A 19,268-nucleotide genomic window follows, 5' to 3' on the forward strand; every position below is an offset into this window, starting at 1 on the left:
AATCCTGCCCTCAAGAAAGAGTGCAGCATTGACGAGGGTGGCACTGGCTCTGCCAGTGCGATGAACCATCAGGCCCCAGCATCGGGGAGCCGGGCGAGCCAACGGCACTCCCCTCTCACGTCCGACCTGGCCAACCGCTACGCAGCCTTCCGCTCCGCGATCTTGACCGCCTTCTTCTTCGTCACCGAATCCGTCTTCCACCGCCGGTGCACCCAGAAATACTGCTCCGGAGCCCGCCGGATCGCCCGCTCCAGCGCCGACGTAAACCGCTGCGTGACCTGCTTCACCGCGTCCGCCCCGGTGTACTCCAGGGGGTCGATGACCTCCTCGCACCCGATCTCGAACTGCGACCACCGCGCGTTCTCGAAGTCGTCCGGCAGGCGGATGCCGTAACCCATCACCAGGATCGCCTTGAACTCCATCGCCATCAGGGCGATCGATTTGAACGTCGACGCCGGGCTCCCGAAGAAATCGACGAACACGCCCCGCCGGCCAGCATCCTGGTCGCACAGAATGCCAAGGTTTCCCCCCGCCCCGGCCGCGGACACCATGTCTCCCCAACCCCCATCCTTCAGCAGCAGCTTGTGGCCGAACTGCTGACGCGAGCGGACAAACCAGTCGTGCAGGTACGGATTGTCCATCTCGCGGGCGATGACCCCCATCGGAAATCCGAAGAAGCCAAACGTCGCCATCGACACTTCCCAGTTGCCAAAGTGCCCCCCCAGGATGAACACCGGCCGGCCGCTGCACAGCGCCTTCAGCACCTGCTGGCGCTGGCGAAACACGACGACTTCCCGACAGTTGGTCAGGTCCATCTTCCGTGGAAGCTGCGACCACTCCACCAGCAGGCGAAACAGGTGTTGCCACATCCCACTGATGATCCGCTGCACCTCGCTCGCGGGCATCTCCTCACCGAAGGCCCGGCGAAGGTTTTCCTCCGCCACGTCCGCCCGGGAGATCTTTTTCGGGACGACGCGGGTCATCAGCCAGGCGAACAGCCGCGCCCCCTGGGCCGCGCGACGAACCGACAGCATCTGGAACGCGCACAGGACGACGCGAAACGCCAGATAAACGGCCCGGTGCTGGATGTCCTCCCTGAACTTCACGGCGTCGCTCCTTGACGCGGACGCCGCTTCCACCGGCCTCCGAGCCCGAATCATCGGGATTCCACCATCCACTGCAAGAGGAGATCGGCCTGAGTCCCCCTCCAGAGGCCCGCTCGCAGACGGCGCAACGGCAGTCCGGGTCTGGAAATCGGGCAGGCAGACTGCAACACTCCCCCTGTTCTGCCCCTCTTGTTGACCGGATTGTGTGACGCGATGAGTACGTGGACGCGGGCTGCCGCGATCGATGAAGTTCCCGTCGGAGGCCGCCTGGTCGTCGAAGTCGACGACATTCCGGCCCTGCTCCTTCGCGATGCCGAGCGGTATTATTGCATCGAGGACCTCTGCACCCACGATGGCCAGCCGCTCACGGATGGAGAGTTTCAGAACGGCTGCATCACCTGCCCGCGGCATGGCGCCCGCTTCGACGTGGCCACCGGCGAAGCCAAATGCATGCCCGCGACCGAACCGGTCCGCACCTTTCCCGTCGAGGTTCGGGCGGACGGCGTTTACATCGCAGATTCCTGAAACAACGACGACTCCCGCACGGACGACAAGGATTTCCTCATGCTTTCCCGATTCCTCCCGCTGACACTTCTCCTCGCCGCCATCGCCCTCGCAGGCTGCGGCGCCTCGGACCCCGCCCCGGCCAAGGACGACAAGCCCGTCCTCACTGAAGCCGACAAGGCGCTGATCGAGAAGCAGAAACTCTGCCTCGTCGCCGACGAACCGCTGGGCTCGATGGGGACGCCGATCAAGCTCACGGTCAAGGGACGCGATGTCTTCCTCTGCTGCGAAGGATGCCGGGAAGCCGTCCTGAAGGATCCGGACAAATACCTCGCAAAGCTTGACGCGAACGGCACAGTTGTCGTCGCCCCCAAGACCGACGAGCCCGCGAAAACCGAAGCTCCCCAAACCGCCGAACCGGCCCCAGCGCCCTAGTAAAGCCTGACACGCCAAGCGCTTGGCGAGCGGAAACCACCTCTTCTTCTTCTGCGGCGGGCGTGCCGTCCGGGCCGAGTTCTCTCCCGGGCACGCCGCTTGCGACAGTCGTCTTCAGCAATTGGAATCTGCCAGAACGGCAGTGTGCGCTGAATGACGAGAATCAATGCCCTCCATGGCCGAACGCGACTACTACGAGGTCCTGGGAGTCGCGAAAAGCGCGTCCTTCGAGGAAATCAAAAAGGCCTACAAGAAGGCCGCTCTCGCCAATCACCCCGACAAGAACCCGGGTGACGACACGGCGGTCGAACGCTTCAAGGAATGCGCGGCTGCTTACGAAGTCCTCTCGGACGAAAACAAACGCGCCCGATACGACCGTTACGGCCACGCGGGCGTCCAGGGAGCGGGCGGCGGCGGATCTCCCTTCGGCGACGTCAACGACATCTTCAGCCAGTTCAGCGACATCTTCGAGGGCTTCGGCTTCTTCGGAGGCAACCAGCGCTCACGCAGCGGCGCCCAGCGCGGCAGCCACCTGCGGGCCTCAATGACCATCGACCTCGTCACCGCCTCCAAAGGCGCCGAACGAGAGCTGCGAATCCAGCGGAAGAAATCGTGCGCCCGCTGCAGCGGCTCCGGGGCCGAGCCCGGTTCCTCCCCCCATCGCTGCGACTACTGCGGCGGCCGCGGACAGGTCGTCCAGTCCCAGGGATTCTTCCGGGTCCAGACCCCCTGCCCGGCCTGCTCGGGATCCGGCTCGATCATTCGCAACAAGTGCACCGAATGCCGCGGAACGGGACGCGAAGACGAGGAAGTCGTCCTGCAGGTCCGCATCCCGGCCGGCATCGACAACGGCGTCCAGCTCTGCCTCCGCGGTGAAGGAGAGGCCGGGTCCGGCGGAGGACCGCGCGGCGACCTCTACGTCGACGTGCACGTCAAGGATCACCCGCTCTTCAAGCGGGAAGGCCAGCACCTCATCTGCACGGTGCCGATCTCCTATACCCAGGCGGCCCTCGGCGGAACCATCGAGGTCCCGCTCCTCACCGGCAGCGACACGATCGAGATCCCCCCCGGAACTCAGCCCGGCGAACTCTTCCGCGTCCGAGGACAGGGCATGCCCGACCTCCGTGGAGGCCGCCGCGGCGATCTCCACGTGCAGATCGAACTGCAGGTGCCGAAGAAACTCGATGCCGAACACGAAGGGCTGTTGCGCAAGCTGGCGGAATACGAAAACGCCAACGTGGCGCCGCATCACAAATCATGGTTGGACAAGCTCCGCGATTTCATCTCCGGAGAAAACGACGACGAGGAGGATGAGTGAATATGGCTAAGCCCCAAAAGGCAGAAGCCCGCGAAGAGATTGAGACTGAAGCGGCAGACATCCAGCCGGAGCAGTCGCAGATCGAATCACTGTCGAAAGAGCGCGACCAGAACTTCGAAAAGTATCTGCGCGCCCAGGCGGAACTCGAGACGGCCCGTCGCCGCTGGCGGCAGGAAATGGACGAGTACCGCAAGTACCAGGCGATGCCGCTCGTCAGGGATCTCCTCCCCAGCCTCGACAACCTGCGCCGCGCCGTCGACGCGGCCCAGACCGGAGCCACCGTCGAATCGCTCCGCACCGGCGTCGAAATGGTCCTCCGGCAGATCGACGACGTCCTCGCGAAACACGACGCCCGGCCCATCCCCGCGCTCGGCCAGCCGTTCGACCCCAACCTCCACGAAGCCATCACGCAGATCCCGACCGCCGATCAGCCACCGATGAGCGTCGTGCTCGAAGCGGAGCGCGGTTACCAGATGCACGACCGCATCGTCCGGCCGAGCAAGGTCGGCGTCGCCGTCCCCCCAGCCAGCTGAAACATCCATTCAAGAAGCAGGCGAAAGCCTGATTCCACACATGCCAACGTACGATTACCGTTGCAAGAAATGCGGCCATACCTGGGAGCTGTTCCAGTCGATCAAGGCCGAGCCGATCAAGAAGTGTCCGGAGTGCAAAAAGAACCAGGCCGAGCGCGTTATCGGCCCCGGCGCCGCCATCCTCTTCAAGGGGTCCGGCTTCTACCTGACCGACTACCGCAGCGACTCCTACAAAAAAGCCGCCGCCGCCGATAAGCCCAGCTCCGGCTCCGACAGCTCCTCGTCATCGAAGTCGAGCGACTCGAAGCCCGCCCCCAAGTCGAAAAAGAGCGGCGAATAAGCGCTCGTCGCTCCTGAATACGATCAATTCGCTGGAGTTCACGTCTCAACGAAAAAGCCGGTCGATTGCTCGACCGGCTTTTCCATTGCGCTCAGCGCTCGCCCCGGAACTGTCAGTTGGGCGTCACGCTCAGGTTGTCATAGAAGAACTCCGCGACCTTGGAGTCCCCGAACAGACCCGGGCTGCCGATCCGGTTGGCGACGTCGTCCGTCGCTTCGACCATCCAGTTCGAAGGCTCCGTCTCCCCCCGCTTCCAGATCTTCGCCCGCAGGGTCGCCTTGTTCCCTTCGGTCGAAGCCGAGAACTTCAGGGTGTACCACGTGTCCGGCTCCCAGGCGAACGGATAGTCCGCCGAGAACCGCTCGAGCTGAGCGTGCCACGTCCGAAGCTGGATCTGCTGGTTGGCCCCCATCAGCACGCAGGCGTAACGCTGCGCGATGAGGCCGATGTCCGGTAGCTTCCCGTCACGCCCGAGACCCAGGACATCTGCCTGCATGGTGTAATCATGAAGGTCGATCTGTCCCATGGTTCCCTGGCTGCGGGCGCCTTTGGGAATCGTCATCAGCTTGCACATGACGCCGTTCCCCTGGATGCCGCGCGTCCCCTTCGTCAGCGTCAGCCGCGGCTCGGGGTAGGTCTTCCCTTCCTCGCTGGTGGGACGATCCCAGACGCCCCACTCGGCGCCGGCGAAGACCTTCTCGTCAACCAGCTTCTGCAGGGACGGGCCGAACATCTTCTCCGCGTCATCCTTCGTCCGCGGACGGTCCGCCGCCGTCTCCAGGTTGAGATACCGCAGGAACTCGGTCCACCGCTGCTGCGGAGTCGAGTCGTCGAGCGTCATCTTCGGTGCGCCGAGGTTCTGCAGGGCCGGGTACAGGTACAGGTACATCTCCGCCGCCCGCTTGTCCTCCTTGCGGAGCTTCTCGAACAGATCCCAGTCGATCACCACGTGCCGGTACTGGGCGCCGACCCACGTGATCGGCACTTCGCCATCGTCGAAGGTCCAGTTCCAGGGAAGGTCCGGCACGATCCGGGCCCGGGCGCCGCCCGTCAGCTCGCCCAGCTTGGCGGTCACGTAAACCGCAGCCTGCCCCTGGAAGTCGCCGGGGATCTCGTACTCGCCGGTTTCCGAAATCTTGCCCGGTCCCTTGATCGAAAACTCGACCTTGTCCTCGGCGCTGGCCAGACGCAGGTACTGGCCTTTGGCGTTGTACAGCCGAACCTGGTACGGCTGCTTCGACTTCGGCTTCAGCAGGACCTCGACCGGAGTCACCTGCACCCACGCCGGCGTGGTGTCCGACGACTTCGGAGTTTCCTTCGCGGGTTCCGGGATCGGATCGACGTCGGTCGGCTTCCAGTCCTTGTTGCCGAAGCAATACAGGTTGCTCGTCGTCGGCAGGTAAACCTTGCCGTGCGAGCAGATCGGTGAGCCGAAGCAGTCTTCGCCCCGCGCGAACCGCACGTAGTGGAGCTGCTCCACGCCCTTTTCCGCCGGCTTGAAGATGTACGCCCCGCGGTTCACGTCGTTCTGGAAGATCTTGCCGTCGAAAAACATCGGGCTGGCCCGCACCATCGTGCCGAGCTTCGCGCCCCGCTTATCCAGCAGCTTGCCGTCCTCCGCGTTCAGGACGTACAGCTTGCCGCCGTCATCCGCGACATACAGGCGATCGCCAACGAGAAGCGGCGAGGCTCGACCGACCATCACTTCCAGGGTCCGCCAGATCACGCCCGTCTTCGTGATGTTGCCCCTCTTGGTGGCGTCGAGGCAGAAGACCGCCCCCGACGCGTTCGAGTCCTGGTTCTCTTCGCTGTGTCCGCAGTACACGCGATTGTTCACCACCAGCGGTGAAACATTGAGTCCGTGCGAAGAGATGTCGTACTGCCACAGCTTCTTGCCCGTGCGGGGCTGAATACCGTACAGCGATCCATCCCCCCCGCCGGCCACCATCTGCAGCTCGCCGTCGACGACCGCCAGCACCGGGGCGCTGTACGTCGTATCTTCCGGCAGCGGACGGGTTCCTTCGAACCACACCGGCTGGCCGTTCCGCTTGTCGAACGCGATGAACCGATGATTCGGCTTCGCCTGCTCCCCCCAGCCGATCACCACGGCCGAGATGATGACGTTGTTCTCATGGACGAGCGGGAAGTTGGTCCGGCCGCCGTAGGTCGTCAGGAATCCGTATTCCTCGAACAGCGACTTGTCCCACAGGATGGCTCCGGTCTCGCCATTCAGACAGGCGAACGTGGCGCCGACGCCCATGTAGAAAATATTGCCCGTTTCCGGATCGCCGCAGACGCTCGACCAGCCGGTCCGCTCGCGCGGCACGTCGGTCAGGAACACGTTGAACGCCGTCTCCCACTTCACCTCGCCGGTCGCGGCGTCAAGACAGACGATCTTTTCCCGTTCCTCCTTCGCCACATCCGGCTTGTCCGCCGTAATGAGATACAGCTTGCCGTTCATCACGATCGGCGTGGACCGGCTGCCGATCGGAGCCTTCCACAGGAGGTTGCTCCCCTCGCCGCCGTCCGGATCCCATTTGTCAGGGATGTTCTTCTCGGGCGAGGTGCCGTCGAAACGCGGGCCTCGCCAGTAGGTCCAGTCAAGCGGATCGGCGGCGGAGGCGATCGTGGCCGTCACGATCGCAGCCAGGAACGTGAAGCGAGCAAGAAGCGGCATGGCAGGATGTGGGGGGCGGGACCAGGGGATGGAACGGGCGCGACGGCGAACACCGCCACGAAAAACCCCGCGAAGAACCTTCGCGGGGTCGGGGGGCGGGATTATTTCGCGGCGGCCAGAACAGCCTCGTAGTTCGGGTGCTCTGCGATCTCTTTTACGTATTCCACGTGCTTGACCACGTCGTCCGGACCGACGACGAACACGGCCCGGGCATACACGCGGTCGAACGGACCCCCTTCAACCAGCACGCCGTAGTCCTTGCCGAACTTTCCGGTCCGGTGATCGCTCAGGCATTTGACGCTGCTGATGCCTTCCGCGCCGCACCATCGCTTCTGGCCGAACGGCAGATCCATTGAGACGACGAGGACTTCGACATTGCCCAGCTTGCCCGCCTCTTCGTTGAATCGCTTCGTCTCCAGCGCGCACACCGGCGTGTCGATCGAGGGGACAGCCGCGATGATCCGCGTCTTGCCGGCCGAACTGGCGAGCGTCACATCCGCAAGGCCGGCGTCCTGCAGATTGAAATCGGGAGCCTTCTGGCCGACTTTGATTTCGGTTCCCGGCAGTTTGACCGGATTTCCCTTGAGCGTGATCTGCGGCATCGGCGCGTCCCTCTCGCAAGCAAACAGTTCAGGTGGCTGGAATGCGCTAGATGATAGGCCGGTCCCGAAAGCCCGCAAAGTGACTGAACAAATCCGCGCTCAACGGAGAGAGATCCGCAGGGCCGCCTCCCACAAGCGACTTCCAATCCCCCCTCTTGGCGCCAACCCCTTCCCCATTCCCCAGCGCAAAAAAAATCATCCCCGCGACCGGGGGGTGGTCGCGGGGATGAGTGCTCGAAAGCAGTCTGCGGACTTTGACGCGGGGGAAGCGTCAGGGAGGGGAAGGAGCGCCGAAACGTCCGTGAGAAATCCGCATTCATCCAAGAAGGGGCTGACTGGGGAAGTCGTCTCCGTGCGGCCGCATCAGGACGGCCGCCGGGCTGTGTCTCAGGTTCCCGGGTTTACGGGCTGCCAACGCTGTCGATGTCGTCCTGGATGTCGTTCAGGTCCGACTGGTTGACGATCCCAACGGCCAGTCCGGCCGTGGCGACGCCCAGGGTGCCCAGCGAAATGAAGTCCAGACCGCCCGCCTCGTAGTACGGATCAGAGTATCCGTCCTGAGCGCGAACCGTGGTGGAGTCCATCACGAGGGTGGCGTTCTCAGCCGAGGCGGGGGGCGCCACGTCCGAGTTCCACAGACGCACCAGGCGCGTCGTGTGGCCGGCCTTCAGCTCGTACGAGCCCGACCGCACGCTCGCCAGGGCAAACTTCCCCTTGGCGTTCGTGGTCGTCTTGGCAACGGGCTTGCCTTCCTTCGTCAACGTGACGATGGCCCCGTCCACCGGCGAGCCGGCTTCCGAAACCACAGCACCCGCCAGGGCGCCGTTCTGCGTCAGAGTGACGTCGGCCACCTTCGGGGCAGCCTTCTTCGCCGCAACCGGCTTCTCGCCGGCCTGCAGCAGACAATGCGGGGCGGCAACGCCGAGGCCGGCGGTCACCACCATCGCGAAGCGAAGCGTTCGGAGTCTGGTCATGGGCGCTCCTTTCTCCGTTCATCCAGCCGGAGGGACACTCCTGTCGAAGTCACTCTCCGGCTGAGGAGCAACCTGACCCCGGGAACGCGGCATCCGACCGCGTGCCATTTTCTCTCTCTGTTCGCATCAAGGGAGCCGGCACGAACGCCGGTCCTGGGAGGGCGAATCCACGCCTGCCGCTCGACGGCCAAAACGCGGGATTCACAACAACCGACCGTGATTACCCCCCGCAAAACCGAAGGGTCAACAGGGAGAGAGACCCGGCAGCCCAAATGAAAGCGTCACCGGCGTGTTCTGCCGGTGACGCTCGCCCATTTCTGAACAATGCCTCGAAAACCAGGGCGAATCTGCCCTATGGCAGACCATAGGCCGACGCCTGCAGAACAAGCGGATCGGACAGCCGCTTTTGAAGCATCTGCAAGTCCTGAAACATCGTCGCGACCCGCCCCTGGTGCACCGTTTCGCCGCTCAGGTCGTGAATCTCGTCCGGATCGGCCTTCAGGTCGAACAGCAGCAGCTTGGGAACGTTCGGATAAACCACCAGCTTGAACCCGTCCTTCGTCACGCTCCGCTGCGTCATCGTGTACGCCCCGTAGATCGCATCCCCATGGTGGGGCGACGGCTGCCCCTCCGCCAGGGGGAGCAGGCTCTTGAATTCAACGCTCTCCGGGATCTCGGCCCCCGCCAGCTCCAGCGAGGTCGGCATGACGTCCTGCAGGTAGATCGGAGTCGCCACACGCCCCCCCGCCTGGAACTTCTCACCCCGCGCGAGGAACGGAACCCGCACGCTGTGGTCGAACAGGTTCTGCTTCCCCATCAGCCCGTGATGCCCCACCGCCAGGCCGTGATCCGCCGTAAAGAACACGTACGTATTGGCCGCTTTCCCCGACTTTTCCAGGTGGTCGAGAATGCGGCCGATCTGCTCATCGAGATGAGTGATGATCGCATAGTACTCCTGCCGGTGCACCTGGACCGCGTGCTCCGTTCGCGGGAACGGCCCGAGCGCCTCATCCCTCAGCTTGGGATCACACCCGATCTGGTCCTTCCACGGATACTCCGGCAGGAAACTCTTCGGCACCTGGATCTGCGACGCCGGATAGCGGTCGACGAACGATTGCGGCGACTGCCGCGGATCGTGCGGCGCGTTGAACGCGATGTACATGAAGAACGGCTTCCCGCGCGTGGCCGCATCGTCCAGGAAACCGATCGCGTCATCGGCGACGACTTCGCTCCAGTGTTTCCCACCCTCCCAGAATCCCTTGTGCTTCGGATCGGAAGGCGACCACGGGTCGGGCTTCCCGGCCAGCGGACGGTTGTACGACTCCGGAACCGTCGCCGGCATCCCCCCCGGGCGGTAATGCCCGAGATGATCGAACCTCTTGGCCGGGTCCGTCGAAACGTGCCACTTCCCCGAGTGATACGTCTCATAGCCCGCCGCGTGCATGCGCTCAGGCCACAGCGCCCCCACCTCCTCCTTCTGCTTCATCTGGTGGTCCAGTTCCCGCGCCCGCCACACCGAGCGCCCGGTCACCAGCATGGTTCGGCTCGCCACGCACACCGCCCCGTGATAGCCCCCCATGTTGGAGGCATGCGTGAAACACGTCCCCTGACGCGCCAGGCGATCGAGATTCGGAGTCTGGATCTCCGGGTTCCCCAGTTCCCGAATCGCCGCATACGTCATGTCGTCGGCGAATAGGAACAGGATGTTCGGCTTCTCAGCAGCCGTGGCCGTTGTGGAAAGGGCACTCAAAACGAGCAGGGCGGCGATGCGCATGGAGTCCTCTGGAGGTCACAGAAGCAGTCAAATTGGGGACGCGGCGTCAGGTCCAGGCGACCATCAGATCATCGCGGCCGTCAGAACTCACCAACGACCTGACCATCGTTCCGGGCGCACAGACGCTGGAACGTGCCGACCGTCACCCAGTTCACCGTGGCGGAGAACGGCGTTTCCGTGTGCTGAATGTTCTCCGAAATGAACCGCACGGAACCGTCCCCCAGCGTGAAGAATGCGCCGCCAACGTGCATGCTGCTGAAGGAGTTCCGCTTGATCACCACCGAGGCGATCGACGGCGGATTGATGCGGAATTCGCCGGCCCGCATGATGCTCTCCGGCGAATCGGCCGTCCCGCCATTCGCGGACTGGTACCGTCCGTACCACGCCGGATCCCACAGGAAGCTCCCCGTCCCGGCGCTGCTGCCGTTACCCCAGTAATTGGTCTCTCCGACGAGCAGCGAGTTCGACAATCCGTCCGAGACGTCCCGGAATCCCGTGCTGCTGTCCTCCATCAGGATTCCAAGTTTCCGCGACGCCGCCGAATCGAAGTACTGGCTCAGCTGAAACGGCCCGCCGACCGCAACGTAGTTGGTCGCCGTCAGCCCCGGAGTGTCGTAGCCAAACGGAGGATTCCCCGCCGTCGTCCCCACTTTGAAATACGGCGGAATCGGGGACGAAGGACACTGCGCGATCTCGATCTTCGACGAGATCAGCGTCCGGTTCGGCTCCTCCCACATCTTCCTCCCCGTGAAGTCCATCTGGTTGTAGATCGGCGCCTGGTCAACGAACGGCAGGATCATCGTCGACCACGCCCAGCCCGGAGCACGGTTGGGACGATCACCCCGATTGGCCATCAGGTTCCCCTGGAACAGGAACCCCGGCGGAAGAACCCGGTGCGTGCTCTCGTAGTTGTGCATCGCCAGCCCGATCTGCTTCAGCTTGTTGCGGCATTGAGTCCGGCGGGCGGCCTCCCGCGCCTGCTGCACCGCCGGAAGAAGCAGCGCGATCAGGATGGCAATGATCGCGATCACCACGAGCAGCTCGATCAGCGTGAAGGCAGCACGGATTCTCTGGCGGAACATGACGGCCTCTTCAAGGAGATGGAAAACGCTGAACCCCGAATCACTCCTCAATCCCTGGCCCATACGACGGCCCGTTCACTCCAAACTGCAACCCCGGGCCTGCAGTCCGCAACGACACTCAGTCCTTCGGCCCCTGGATGATCTTCCCCGCGTCCGACTTCAGATCGAAATCGTGCGTGTTCGCCCCCGACGCCACGGTCACCTTCGTGGTCGACCTCGTGTTGTAGACCGCCGGAACAAGCTCCTTCTTTCCGGCCACGTCGCCCGAACCGAGATCGAACGTCGAGATCCTCACGAGGTTCTCTCCCAGCCAGGCCCCGTATTCGTTGTCGCGAAACAGCATCCGATATCGCCCATCGCTGTCGGTCCGGCCGTACGACGTCGTCCCCGTCCCCGTCGGACTGAAGATGATCATCGCATCCGTGAGCGGGCGACCATCCAGCGTGACGCGCCCGGTCACTTCCGAGAGCAATTCATTCCGGCTGCAACCGGCCAGAAGCACGACAGCGCACAGCGAAACCATTCTGAACGAGCCCGTCATTTCTTCCCCCTGGAATCGGCTGGCAGCGCAGGGACATCGTCCGCCGACACCAGCACGCGGAACTGGTCGATGGCATTCCCGAGGTTCAGTGAGAATCGCAACGTCCGACGGTCCTCGGACAACTCGATCACGTCGACGCGGTCTTTGGCGTCCGCCCCCACCACGGTCTCGAGTCCATGCCCCACGTCCGGGGCGTACTGCACGTCCGGGCTTCCGAACACGTCCTTGCTGCGAATCAGGTCGTCCGTCTCCGTGATGACGGCGAGAACTGGTCGCCGGAATCGAACCTCTCCGGAAAGGTCTCGCCGCCCCCGCCCCATCGAGGGAGACGCATGGAACAGGTACGAGTCGACACGCGCTCCCGCGGGAACCAGGGACCGGCGCGCCGCAGTTTTTCCGGATTCCGTCACTTCGAAAACGCTGGCCGAATCGTTCTCCCAATCCGCTTCAGTCACGATTCCCCGTCGCTCCAGAAGCAGGTGCGTCGCCCCCTGCGCAAGATTGGCGTCCCGCTTGAGGCTCGGGGGAAGCACCAGGTGCGGCGCGATCTCGTTCGAATACTGCTCCAGCCCCCAGGCGAGCGTCGCCGGACGCAGAAACTCGCGGGGACGGAATTCCACCGCCACCACCGACTCGCCCGCCCCATCTAGCGCGGCCGCCGAGCCTTTGGACAACTTCATCGGCGGTGAAGGCCGGCGGGTGATCGCCTCGACCTCTCCGTCGATCACATGCACCTGGCTGGGCCCCCGCGGGTCCACGGAGACCCCGAATTCCGTCCCATGATCGACGTACCGCCCCCCCGCTGTCTCCACAGAGAAGCCGCGGGCCTGCTCCGGCACCGAGAACGTGCCACACCCCGATTCAAACTGGCAGGCATTCGACGACATGATCCGCAGCCGGGAAGTCCCTCCCTCAGCCGACACCAGGCACGCACGCACTCCCGATTCAAATTCAAGCTCGACCGATCCCCCCGTAAAATCGAGGACGTCCCCCGCACGAAGCGTGTCTCCCTCCCCCGGGATCAGACCGGAGTCGGTCCACCGGACATCCCCCAGGCGGACAATCCGTGCCGCGATCGGTGCGGCCGCGGGTTCAGGAACCGTGACATCCGGCGCGGACGCCACAGGGACACGGTCCGCAATGACCGGCAGCGGTCCGTTCCCTGGCCAGAACCGCCAGGCAACCAACGCCATCACCGCCGCCGCAACCCCGGCGAGCACTGCCTTCCGCGACCGGGGATGTCGGGCGCTCCGGGCCACCGTCTCGGCCGGCGCCAGTCCTCCGGCCTCCTCCAGCAGGTCGAAATGCAGATCCAGGTACTCGATGTAGACGAGCCGGGCCTCCGGATCGTGACGCAGCCGCTCCTGAAACTTGTGCACCGACGCCGCATCGAGCTGACCGGCGATGAACGCATCGATCGTCTCGAGCCATTGCGTCGATTGGGAAGGACGAAGCGTCACCGTTCCTCCTGGTGCAGGCGATGGCTGACGCAGCGGTACAACCGCACCCGGATTCGCCGAAGCGCCTTGTAGACGGCGTCGCGGGTCCGCCCGCTTCCGGCGGCCTGCTCCGCCGGATTCGAGTTCCCTCCATAACACGCCTGCAGAAGCGCCGCGTCGGCCGCCGGCAGGTGCTTCAGGCAGCTCTTGAGCGCGCCTCGCCTCAGTTCGAGCAGTTCATCCGCCGCCGCCCGGGTCCAAGCGATCTTGGCCAGCAGGTCATCATCGAAAATCACAGGCCGGCTGTGCTGCAGCCTCCGGAAATTGCGGGCGACGTTCCTCGCGATCGTCCGCGCCCACCGGCCAAATTCCTCATGGGGAGCCTCCCCCTCGCCATCGAACTCCGAATACTTGGCCCACAGCAGCATCGACGTCTGCTGCATCAGGTCGTCCGCCGCCGCCGGATCCGCCACGAACGCCAGCAACAGCCCGTACACCGAACGATAATTCCGCGTGTACAGGCCGAGAAACTCCGCCTGCCGGGCCTCCTCCCCCGAGGAAACACCCTCCTCGAACCCATCGACGACGGGCAGCGACGTCTCGGCCGTATCGGCAAAGCGACGGCGCATTCGCTTTCCTCACGCTCCGGAGAACTCACCCCTCAGATGTCGACGGATGAACCGATTGGACCCCCGAAATCCCGATCGCCTCCATCTTTTTCAGATTCCCCGACCATCCCCGCCGCCATGCCCCTCCGCAAAGGTCACATCCGAAGCCCCTGAGGCCGTCACTCCCTCTGTTTCTGTGGTTTCCCAAGTCGACTCTGAACAACGTGCTCCCGCATCGCCGTCTTAAACTCTTCCGGAGGCGTGACCAGGAAAGTCAGCTCCCGATCGGCGACCACCCCCAGCTCGACCATCACCGGTGCGTTGTTTTCCGGCCGCGTCACGGAGGCCACGATGTGCGACTCGCGGTTCTGTCTGTCGCCGGTTTGGATATGAATGGCTGAATCCAGGCGGCGGTCGCCAACCCTGCGAAAAAAGACGGAATACGGCCCATGCTTGAAGCGTGCATGCGCTTTGAACACCAGGTGTCCGGAGGGCCGGGACGATTGCTGCCCTTCTTGAGCCACACTCTTCGGCAGACTGACTTCCACCAGCTGGATCTCCGTTCCGCCGATGGAAATGGTCTGATTCAACCGAACCGGCTCCTCGCCCTTCGGCTGCTCAATCGGCGGCAACTGGACCATCGCCCCCTCCTGAACCGATGCCGACGTGAATGGACGAATCCTGACATGCACCTTCCACGCAGGCTCGTCCGGAGAAAGCCAAAGTCCGCGATTGCCGGTCGCGTCCTCGAACCAGTTTGAAACATCGCTCGACTTCCAGGCAAGCCCCTCCGCCCGCACACGTGCCTGGAGCCCCAGAACGCCGAACGACAGGCCCTCCAGCGTCACCTTCGTCCCCTCCATGTACTGCGACTGCGGCAGAGGGCTTCCCATCCACACCGGAGTGTCCGTCTTGAAAAACGGGTTCCTGATCGTCATTTCGATCGGAGCCACCCCCGGATTCCGGTCGAACAGGCCAATCCGAAGTTCCTCATCGCGTCTCGGAACGCAAGTCCACCGCTCCAGCTCGAGTCCTCCACGGCGACGTCCCGAATCCACCTTGTTGGAGAGAAAGGAGAACCCCTTCGAGTCAATCAGTTCGATCTGTTTCCTTCCGAGTGTCGAATCAACCACATAGTCCCCGTTCGAATCGACGGCCCGCAGAAGCAGGTGCGCAGCAGGAACTTCGTCCATTCTGAACCGGTCGAAGATCCCGACGGGCATCATCCCCCCAACGTCCACCTCACGGTCGCGGGGAATCCTCCGCACAAACGTCGGACTGATCCGCCGGACGAACTCCGGTCGCGGATCCTTCGCCGCGTATCGCAGCGGCCCCTCGCCAAGACGCAACAGGCGCACGCGGCGGGCACTCTCCTGGATCGGAACCTCCGCGAGGAATGGCTCCCGGTTCGGCCAGAACGAAACGCTGTTCAGGACCACCACGAAATACGTCGCGGCCAACGCCATCGCGGCCAGCAGGCCGCACCGCTTCCAGTTTTTCCTGCTCATCGACACCTGCGTCTGAAAGTCGCGGTGAAGCCCGATTGTCCGGCCCGTTTCCGATTTAAACCCTGCCCCTCTACTATAACCCCGTTCCACCTCTCTCGCCCCTCTGCCCAATGCCTCCTGCACGTCCGTCCGGTCCTCGCCCCGTCTCCTTCCAGACCGCTCATGGCGAACTCTGCCTGCTCGCCGGCTCGGCGAACACCCAGCTCGCCAGAAAGATCGCGGCCGAACTCGGCGTCGAGCTCATCCCCTGTGAGGCCCACTACTTCAGCGACGGCAACGTCTTCGTCCGGATCCTCGAAAACGTCCGCGGACGCGATTGCTTCATCATCCAGGGCGTCCACCAGCCGGTGAACGACAACTTCGTCGAACTCCTCTTCTGGATCGACGCCCTCAGACGCGCCAGCGCCAACCACGTCACCGCCGTCGTCCCCTATTTCAGCTACGCCAAGGGCGACAAGAAGGATGAGCCCCGCGTTTCGATCCGCGCCCGCGTCTGCGCCGACGCCATCCAGGGGGCCGGAGCCGAACGCTGCCTCATGATGGACCTGCATTCCCCGCAGATCCAGGGCTTCTTCCACATCCCTGTGGACCACCTCTACGCCCGCTACGTGATGTGCGATCACATCAAGCAGCTCAACATCCCCGATCTCGTCGTCTGCAGCCCCGATATCGGGTTCGCCAAGAACGCCTCCGCCTACGCCAACTACCTCGGCGTTCCGGTCGTCATCGGCAACAAAACCCGACGCGACCACTCCGAGCGGGCCGAAGTGCTGGAAGTCATCGGCGACGTGCAGGGCAAGAACGTCCTCATCACCGACGACTTCACGATCTCCGGCGGAACGCTCATCGCCATGGCCGACGTCCTGGCCGCCCGCGGCGCGAAAGACATCTACGCCGCCGTCTCCCACGGAGCGCTGGCCAAAGGCGTCGCCGCCCGGATCGCCGCCAGCCGAATCAAGCTGCTGTTCATGACCGACACCATCGAGCCGCAGCAGGACCCACTCCCTCCGAACATCTGCATCGTCTCCGTCGCCAAGCTGTTCGCCGAAGCCATCCGCTCCATCCACGACCGCACCAGCGTCAGCCAGCTCTTCCCCGGCGGCCCCCCCGGAACGCCGCTGTAGGCGACGAGCCCGCCTGCACGACTTCACATTTGCCTCCCGCTCGGCCAAACTGCCGGCTCGTTCCGTCGATCCCCGACTCCCTATCTGGTCGTTGCAGGACGCTTCCCATGGAACTGCTGCAGTCGTTGCTGAACGTCGTCACGTCGCTGCTGTCGTTCCTGGTCGAGGTCGCAAACACCCTCCTCCCCTGGACGCCCCTCTTCGCCTGGATCGCCTTCTGGCTCCTCGCCGTCAACTGGCTGGCGCTCTGGCCCGTCCTCTTCCAGCGCGGCGGGTGGATCGGAGTCGCCCTCCTCTTTGCCATGGTCGTCCTCGTCTGGAGCGTCATCGCTCCCCCGCCCGATGGCGTCCATCACATCCTCGGACTGAACGTCAGCAACATCACCGGCAAGTTCGCCTATACGACAGCCCTCACCTTCATCGCCTTCCTCTGTGGAACCGCCCAGCTCAACGGCTTCTGCAAGTCGCTCATTCGCTTTGATGAGCCAGCCCTCGCCGAAGCCCATGCCTCGCACGGCGATGCCCACGGACATGGCGACGACCACGGCCACGCCGCACATCTCGCGGTTCATCACGACCACCACTGATCACCGTCGGCCGGACTCTCCCGGCCTGCAGTCTTCAGATGTCTGATCTCACATTCCGGCGGGCCCGCCTGTGAATGCCTGGCTCGAACCCGAAAGGCTGGAACAGGGCTACGTGATCGTCCTGCCCGGCATCGAAGGGCGCAGCTTCCTCAATCGCGGAATCGCAGCCGGCCTGGTCGACGGCGGAGTTCCCTACGGGATCGAGATCTACGACTGGACCGATGGCCCCCTCTGGGCCATCTACAACCTCCGCAGCCGCAAGCTCCACGCACGGCAGGCGCTGATCCTGAAAGAGAAGATCCTCGCCTATCGGGCGGAGCACCCCGGCCGTCCTGTCTATCTGGTCGGCCACTCTGGCGGAGGCGCCCTCTCGCTGCTGGCTGCCGAAGGTCTGCCGGAAGGAACGGGCGTCACCGGCATCGTGATGATCGTCCCCGCCATTTCCCCCGGGTTCCCTCTCGAACGAGCCCTCGCCCACGTCGAACAGGGCATCTGGAACTACCGCTCCATCGGTGACATCGTCTACCTCGGCGCCCTGACGACGCTCTTCGGCACCGTCGATGGCAGACACGCCCCCGCGGCCGGCGCCGTCGGGTTCGCCCGTCCGGCCGATCCCCGACTCCAGGAGATTGCGTTTCGCCTCGAAATGCTCCGCGACTGGAACACCGGCGGGCATCTCTCCTGCACAAACCGGGCGTTTATCCGGAAGTGGATCGCGCCGCTGCTGCTCACGCACAGCGGCTGAATCGCCCCGAAGCCCCCGCCTTCCCACGCCGCAGTCAGCGACTGATCTTGACTCATCTCCCCGTTTTGCCGGACGTTTCCCCTCCCGTTCACGACAAAGTCGCGGAGAGTCCCGGCCATGCACGTCTTCTTTTCCGTCGGTGAACCGAGTGCCGATCAGCACGGCGCTCACCTCATCGCTGAATTGCGCCGCCGCGACCCGTCCATCCACTGCTCCGGATTCGGCGGCCCTCTCATGGAGAAGGCCGGCTTCGACTCGCTCTTCCGACTCACCGACATGGCCGTCATGGGAGTGACCGAAGTCCTCCCCATGATCCCCCGGTTCTATTCCCAGTACCTCCGCGCAAAGCAGTTCCTCCGGGCAGCCCGGCCCGATGTCTGCGTCCTGATCGATTTTCCCGGCTTCAACTGGTGGATCGCCAGCGCCGCAAAGGAAGCTGGCATCGAGGTCATCTACTACTGCCCGCCGCAGATGTGGGCCTGGGCCGGCTGGCGGATCCGCAAGATGCGCCGCCTCGTCGACCGCGTCCTCTCGGTCCTCCCCTTCGAGGCCGACTGGTACAACGACCGCGGCATGCCGGCCGAGTATGTCGGCCACCCCTTCTACGACGAGGTCGCCGAACGACCTCTCGACCGCGAGGTCTGCCGCCGCCTCGAACGCTCCGCTCCGCGACGCTGCGCCATCCTTCCCGGATCACGAAACCAGGAAGTCCGCCGCAACTTCCCCATGATGCTCGACGTCGTCGAGCGCCTCGCGCGAAAGCACCCCGACGTCCGCTTTCCCGTCGCCTGCTTCAGGCAGTCCCAGCGCCAGTTCTGTGAGAACGTCCTCCGCGAAGATGGACGAGAGCTGCCTGTCGACTTCTGCCTCGGCGAAACGTCCGAGATCATCGCGACGGCCGACTGCATCCTCATGGTCTCCGGCTCCGTCAGCCTGGAAGTCCTCTCCCGCGGGAAGCCGGCGACGGCGATGTACCGCTGTTCCCCATCGATGTACCTGCTCGGCCGGTTCCTCGGACAGTGCGACTACATGTCGCTGCCGAACATGATGGTCAACCGCCCGCTCATGCCCGAGTTCCCGCTGGCCCGGCACTCCGATGCCAACGTGACGAAGATCACCGCGGAACTCGATCGCTGGCTGTCCGACCCCGTCGCACTTCAGCGCACCGCGAGCGAAATGCGCGAGCTCGCCGCAGTCGCTGCCACCCGCGGCGGAATCTCCCGAGCCGTTGACTCCCTCCTGCGCTCCAGCAACTCCACCGCACGCGCCGCCTAGTCGTGAGCGGCAAGGCGCTAGCCGCCGGTCGGTGAACAATTGGTTCTCCAACGTTCCGAGAGAGTTTCCTGGAAGCCGCAAGCGTTCCCAGCGCCC

General features: G+C 64.1%; 19 protein-coding genes. 9 read left to right on the forward strand and 10 right to left on the reverse strand.

Features of this window, described 5'->3' with window-relative positions; all coding sequences use genetic code 11:
- Positions 1-137: 137 nt before the first annotated feature.
- On the reverse strand, positions 138-1,106 hold the full coding sequence (locus tag Pan44_RS06370) for a lysophospholipid acyltransferase family protein (RefSeq protein ID WP_231754238.1): 969 nt from the start codon (positions 1,104-1,106) through the stop codon (positions 138-140).
- A gap of 213 nt (positions 1,107-1,319) precedes the next feature.
- On the opposite strand from Pan44_RS06370, the gene Pan44_RS06375 reads away from it, so the two are divergent.
- From Pan44_RS06375 to Pan44_RS06395, 5 genes are all read left to right on the forward strand, one after another.
- On the forward strand, positions 1,320-1,631 hold the full coding sequence (locus Pan44_RS06375; RefSeq protein WP_145028381.1) for a non-heme iron oxygenase ferredoxin subunit: 312 nt from the start codon (positions 1,320-1,322) through the stop codon (positions 1,629-1,631).
- A gap of 39 nt (positions 1,632-1,670) precedes the next feature.
- Complete coding sequence (locus Pan44_RS06380) at positions 1,671-2,045, forward strand: hypothetical protein (RefSeq protein ID WP_145028383.1); 375 nt, start codon at positions 1,671-1,673, stop codon at positions 2,043-2,045.
- A gap of 175 nt (positions 2,046-2,220) precedes the next feature.
- Complete coding sequence (gene dnaJ, locus Pan44_RS06385) at positions 2,221-3,363, forward strand: molecular chaperone DnaJ (RefSeq protein WP_145034929.1); 1,143 nt, start codon at positions 2,221-2,223, stop codon at positions 3,361-3,363.
- Positions 3,364-3,365: 2 nt separating this feature from the next.
- On the forward strand, positions 3,366-3,896 hold the full coding sequence (grpE, locus tag Pan44_RS06390; protein ID WP_145028385.1) for a nucleotide exchange factor GrpE: 531 nt from the start codon (positions 3,366-3,368) through the stop codon (positions 3,894-3,896).
- A 40-nt stretch (positions 3,897-3,936) separates the two neighbouring features.
- Positions 3,937-4,236: an FmdB family zinc ribbon protein gene (locus Pan44_RS06395; RefSeq protein ID WP_145028387.1), complete on the forward strand. Its 300-nt coding sequence runs from the start codon at positions 3,937-3,939 to the stop codon at positions 4,234-4,236.
- 112 nt (positions 4,237-4,348) lie between these two features.
- On the opposite strand, the gene Pan44_RS06400 is transcribed toward Pan44_RS06395, so the two are convergent.
- The 9 genes from Pan44_RS06400 to Pan44_RS06440 all read right to left on the reverse strand — a co-directional run bounded on the left by Pan44_RS06400 (position 4,349) and on the right by Pan44_RS06440 (position 15,531).
- Complete coding sequence (locus Pan44_RS06400; protein WP_145028389.1) at positions 4,349-6,913, reverse strand: PQQ-binding-like beta-propeller repeat protein; 2,565 nt, start codon at positions 6,911-6,913, stop codon at positions 4,349-4,351.
- A 101-nt stretch (positions 6,914-7,014) separates the two neighbouring features.
- Positions 7,015-7,515: a thiol peroxidase gene (gene tpx / locus Pan44_RS06405; protein ID WP_145028391.1), complete on the reverse strand. Its 501-nt coding sequence runs from the start codon at positions 7,513-7,515 to the stop codon at positions 7,015-7,017.
- Between the two features lie 401 nt (positions 7,516-7,916).
- On the reverse strand, positions 7,917-8,489 hold the full coding sequence (locus Pan44_RS06410; RefSeq protein ID WP_145028393.1) for a carboxypeptidase-like regulatory domain-containing protein: 573 nt from the start codon (positions 8,487-8,489) through the stop codon (positions 7,917-7,919).
- 352 nt (positions 8,490-8,841) lie between these two features.
- Complete coding sequence (locus tag Pan44_RS06415) at positions 8,842-10,263, reverse strand: sulfatase-like hydrolase/transferase (RefSeq protein ID WP_145028395.1); 1,422 nt, start codon at positions 10,261-10,263, stop codon at positions 8,842-8,844.
- An 80-nt stretch (positions 10,264-10,343) separates the two neighbouring features.
- Positions 10,344-11,345 carry a DUF1559 domain-containing protein gene (locus tag Pan44_RS06420; protein WP_197454094.1) on the reverse strand — a complete coding sequence of 334 codons (1,002 nt, stop codon included), beginning with the start codon at positions 11,343-11,345 and terminating at the stop codon, positions 10,344-10,346.
- Positions 11,346-11,463: 118 nt separating this feature from the next.
- Positions 11,464-11,886, reverse strand: coding sequence for a carboxypeptidase-like regulatory domain-containing protein (locus tag Pan44_RS06425; protein WP_145028399.1), 423 nt, complete (start codon positions 11,884-11,886; stop codon positions 11,464-11,466).
- Positions 11,883-13,346 carry a FecR family protein gene (locus Pan44_RS06430; RefSeq protein ID WP_145028401.1) on the reverse strand — a complete coding sequence of 488 codons (1,464 nt, stop codon included), beginning with the start codon at positions 13,344-13,346 and terminating at the stop codon, positions 11,883-11,885. The genes Pan44_RS06425 and Pan44_RS06430 overlap by 4 nt, the downstream gene beginning before the upstream one ends.
- Positions 13,343-13,954 carry a sigma-70 family RNA polymerase sigma factor gene (locus Pan44_RS06435; RefSeq protein ID WP_145028403.1) on the reverse strand — a complete coding sequence of 204 codons (612 nt, stop codon included), beginning with the start codon at positions 13,952-13,954 and terminating at the stop codon, positions 13,343-13,345. The genes Pan44_RS06430 and Pan44_RS06435 overlap by 4 nt, the downstream gene beginning before the upstream one ends.
- A gap of 158 nt (positions 13,955-14,112) precedes the next feature.
- Positions 14,113-15,531 carry a hypothetical protein gene (locus Pan44_RS06440; RefSeq protein WP_145028405.1) on the reverse strand — a complete coding sequence of 473 codons (1,419 nt, stop codon included), beginning with the start codon at positions 15,529-15,531 and terminating at the stop codon, positions 14,113-14,115.
- Between the two features lie 20 nt (positions 15,532-15,551).
- Here Pan44_RS06440 and Pan44_RS06445 point away from each other — a divergent pair, with 20 nt between their 5' ends.
- The 4 genes from Pan44_RS06445 to lpxB all read left to right on the forward strand — a co-directional run bounded on the left by Pan44_RS06445 (position 15,552) and on the right by lpxB (position 19,172).
- Entirely contained in the window at positions 15,552-16,565 is a 1,014-nt protein-coding gene (locus Pan44_RS06445; RefSeq protein WP_145028407.1) for a ribose-phosphate diphosphokinase, read from the forward strand.
- 107 nt (positions 16,566-16,672) lie between these two features.
- Positions 16,673-17,152, forward strand: coding sequence for a hypothetical protein (locus Pan44_RS06450; protein ID WP_145028409.1), 480 nt, complete (start codon positions 16,673-16,675; stop codon positions 17,150-17,152).
- A 70-nt stretch (positions 17,153-17,222) separates the two neighbouring features.
- Entirely contained in the window at positions 17,223-17,897 is a 675-nt protein-coding gene (locus Pan44_RS06455; protein WP_197453902.1) for an alpha/beta fold hydrolase, read from the forward strand.
- A gap of 117 nt (positions 17,898-18,014) precedes the next feature.
- A complete protein-coding gene (gene lpxB, locus Pan44_RS06460; protein WP_145028413.1) occupies positions 18,015-19,172 on the forward strand; it encodes a lipid-A-disaccharide synthase in 1,158 nt (385 codons plus the stop codon).
- The last annotated feature ends 96 nt before the right edge of the window (positions 19,173-19,268 follow it).

It is taken from the genome of Caulifigura coniformis (assembly GCF_007745175.1).
GTDB classification, from domain to species: domain Bacteria; phylum Planctomycetota; class Planctomycetia; order Planctomycetales; family Planctomycetaceae; genus Caulifigura; species Caulifigura coniformis.